Source organism: Vibrio sp. V42_P2S4T144, assembly GCF_009904715.1.
In the GTDB taxonomy this organism is placed as follows: domain Bacteria; phylum Pseudomonadota; class Gammaproteobacteria; order Enterobacterales; family Vibrionaceae; genus Vibrio; species Vibrio alginolyticus.
This window is the reverse complement of record NZ_WXWS01000434.1, coordinates 1-3,384: the sequence shown is the minus strand read 5'-3', so window position 1 is coordinate 3,384 and position 3,384 is coordinate 1. Positions and strand designations below refer to the sequence as shown.

At 44.2% G+C, this 3,384-nt stretch carries 3 protein-coding genes; 1 reads left to right on the top strand and 2 read right to left on the bottom strand.

What is annotated here, in order from left to right; all coding sequences use genetic code 11:
• Positions 1 to 66 precede the first annotated feature (66 nt).
• A complete protein-coding gene (locus CAG68_RS14585; RefSeq protein ID WP_005384254.1) occupies positions 67 to 648 on the bottom strand; it encodes a TetR/AcrR family transcriptional regulator in 582 nt (193 codons plus the stop codon).
• A 170-nt stretch (positions 649 to 818) separates the two neighbouring features.
• On the opposite strand from CAG68_RS14585, the gene rep reads away from it, so the two are divergent.
• Complete coding sequence (gene rep, locus CAG68_RS14580) at positions 819 to 2,834, top strand: DNA helicase Rep (protein ID WP_149192273.1); 2,016 nt, start codon at positions 819 to 821, stop codon at positions 2,832 to 2,834.
• Between the two features lie 73 nt (positions 2,835 to 2,907).
• Here the strand turns inward: rep and CAG68_RS14575 are convergent, their stop codons facing one another.
• Positions 2,908 to 3,321 carry a c-type cytochrome gene (locus tag CAG68_RS14575; RefSeq protein ID WP_005384252.1) on the bottom strand — a complete coding sequence of 138 codons (414 nt, stop codon included), beginning with the start codon at positions 3,319 to 3,321 and terminating at the stop codon, positions 2,908 to 2,910.
• Positions 3,322 to 3,384 lie beyond the last annotated feature (63 nt).

Sequence of the window (3,384 nt, the reverse complement as noted above, 5' to 3'; positions counted from 1 at the left end):
GAACAAGAGAACGGCGATAAGTAACATAAAGAAAGTCCACTTTTTCATTCTATTAAGAACTCCAAGTTAGTGTTTAATAATTGCATCCCAACTGGCTTCAATAGCGGCCTCTAATGCCGTCTTATCCAGTTGATAAAATCCCAAAGCGTGTTTCCGAGCAAGTGCAACACTTGCCTCAAAACTTAATCCAGAAAGTACTTCGTTATCGAGAAGCTTGAATACTCCCTCATCTTTACCCTGATTAAAAAGAAGATCTACTTGGGCAAACATTTGTCTCTCAAGTTCCCGAGCTTTGCTACTATTTGAACAGGGTAAAGATTCATATTGGACTCGGTTGCTGATCGCACTTAAGTTCGAGCTCGCTAGATTCCAAATATTGAGCCACATGGTTCGATAACGCTGTTTTAAAGGCATCTCTTCACTAACACCTAGTTGCACCGCAGTAGCAACACGCTTAGCAACGTTAAGGCGTAGTTCCTCTAAAAGATGTTCTTTATCTGAGAAATAACGGTAAATCGTCCCTGCTGCGACACCTGCCTCATTGGCGAGCTTTTGCATGGAAAGCCCTTGAAAGCCAGATTCAGCAATGAGTTGTTCAGCAGCGACTAAGATTTGTTCTCGTTTATCTACAGCAGGGTTATCCTTCATAATGTCACCCTTTAGTGAATGAACGTTCATTCATTATAGCTTAAATACCCGCCATTTATGCAACAGAATATTGCACTTAATTGGTGTGAAAATTACAAGAAATCAGCATAGCTTTCACGAGGCCACCCCTTTATCATAGGCGCCACATTCATCACCCGCAGAGAATTTCTATGAAGCTGAACCCTAGTCAAGATGAAGCCGTGAAATACGTGTCTGGTCCATGCCTAGTGCTAGCTGGTGCTGGCTCGGGCAAAACTCGTGTTATTACCAATAAAATCGCTTATCTGGTTCAGCAATGTGGTTACAAAGCGCGTAACATTGCTGCGGTGACGTTTACCAACAAAGCAGCACGTGAAATGAAGGAGCGTGTAGGTCAAACGTTAGGGAAAGGTGAGTCTAAAGGTTTGATGGTATCAACATTCCACACTTTAGGATTGAACATCATCAAGCGTGAGTACAAGCATTTAGGGTTGAAAGCGGGCTTCTCACTGTTTGATGACCAAGACCAGCTAGCGCTGCTCAAAGAACTTACCGAAAAGCAGCTTGATGGTGATAAAGATCTGCTACGTCAGCTTCTGAGTTGTATTTCCAACTGGAAAAACGACATGTTGACGCCAGAGCAAGCCAAAGCGCGTGCGCAAGGTGAACAGCAACAATTGTTTGCGTTCTGTTTTGATATGTACCAAAAGCAAATGAAAGCCTATAACGCGCTCGATTTTGATGACCTAATTTTGATGCCCGTTTTACTCTTACGTAATCATGAAGATGTTCGTCAGCGTTGGCAGAATCGTATCCGTTACCTACTGGTTGACGAGTATCAAGATACCAACACGAGTCAGTATGAGCTGGTCAAATTAATTGTCGGAGAACGTGGGCGATTGACGGTTGTAGGGGATGACGATCAGTCTATTTATTCATGGCGTGGTGCGAAACCTCAGAACCTCGTGTTGCTGGGTGAAGATTATCCAAATTTGCGTTTGATTAAGCTAGAGCAAAACTACCGTTCAACGAGTCGAATCCTGCGTGCGGCCAACATTTTGATAGCTAACAACCCTCACGTCTATGAGAAGTCCTTGTTCTCTGAAATTCCTGACGGTGAAAAACTCAAAGTGTTGTTGGCTAAAAATGAAGAGCATGAAGCAGAGCGCGTAACGGGTGAACTAATTGCGCATAAGTTCCTAAACCGTACCGAATATAAAGATTATGCGATTCTATACCGTGGTAACCACCAATCACGTTTGATTGAAAAGTCTCTGATGCAAAACCGTGTACCGTATAAAATTTCTGGCGGCACCTCGTTTTTTGCGCGCGCAGAGATTAAAGACATCATGGCGTATTTGCGCGTTTTGGTTAATCCGGATGACGACAATGCATTTTTGCGCATTGTGAATACTCCACGACGTGAAATTGGCCCAGTAACGTTAGAGAAGTTAGGCAGTTATGCCAATATGCGAGGGAAGAGCCTGTTTGAGTCGAGCTTTGAAATGGGGCTCGAACAGCACCTAACGGGACGTGGCCTAGAAAACCTGCGTCGTTTCACCCAATGGCTAGTGGCGATTGCTGATCAAGCTGTGCGTGGTGATACCGTCGAAGCGGTTCGTTCGCTAGTTCGTGATATCCATTATGAAGATTGGCTATACGAAACTTCAGCAAGTCCGAAAGCCGCTGAAATGCGAATGAAGAACGTTTCTGATCTTTATTCATGGATAGTGGCGGACCTAGAGGGTGACAACTACGATCAAGAAGAGAAAACGTTAAAAGAAGTCGTTCAACGTTTGACCTTGCGTGACATGATGGAGCGCGGTGAAGAAGATGAAGACAGTGATGCAGTACAACTGATGACCTTGCACGCATCAAAAGGCCTTGAGTTCCCATATGTATACTTAATTGGGTCCGAAGAAGGTATTTTACCGCACCAAACCAGTATTGATGAAGATAACGTGGAAGAAGAGCGTCGCCTGATGTACGTTGGTATTACTCGCGCGCAACGTGAACTGACTTTCACTATGTGCAAAGAGCGTCGGCAGTTCGGCGAGTTGATCAAACCGACTCAAAGCCGCTTTTTGGATGAGTTGCCATTTGATGACGTTGAATGGGAAGTAAACAAAAAGCCAGTATCAGCAGAAGAGCGTATGGCGAAAGGTCAAGCACACATTGCCAATATTCGAGCAATGTTTAAGAAGTAAAGTAACCCTGTTCTCACTGACTAAAAACAAAAAGGCTTGCCAACTGGCAAGCCTTTTTCGTTGATGTCTTTACTTATAGACCTTCAATCATGTGGTCAATTGCTGCGATGATTTCATCGTCAGAACAGTCCATACAGGTTCCTTTGGCTGGCATCGCATTGAAGCCTTCTAATGCGTGCTTCACTAACGTATCTTTGCCTTGTGCAATACGTGGTGCCCAATCATCGGCATTACCTGTTTTAGGTGCGCCGTTTACACCAGATGCGTGACAAGCAATACAAAAAGTACCATAAACTGTGGCGCCATCACGTGGACCGGTTGGCTCTTCTTTCACTGGCTCAGAACCCGCTAGATAAACATCACCGACAGGTTGGATGCGTTCTGCGATCGCATCGTATTCAGTTTGGCTGATGTCAGAAGCTAAAGCTGCCGTAGAAAACGTTAAGGCAGCGAACAAAACGCTAATCATTTGTCGAGACATATCCATTAAACCCACTTCACATTCCCGAGGTAAGTGACTTACCTATTTATATAGTTAGAGTATTAATGC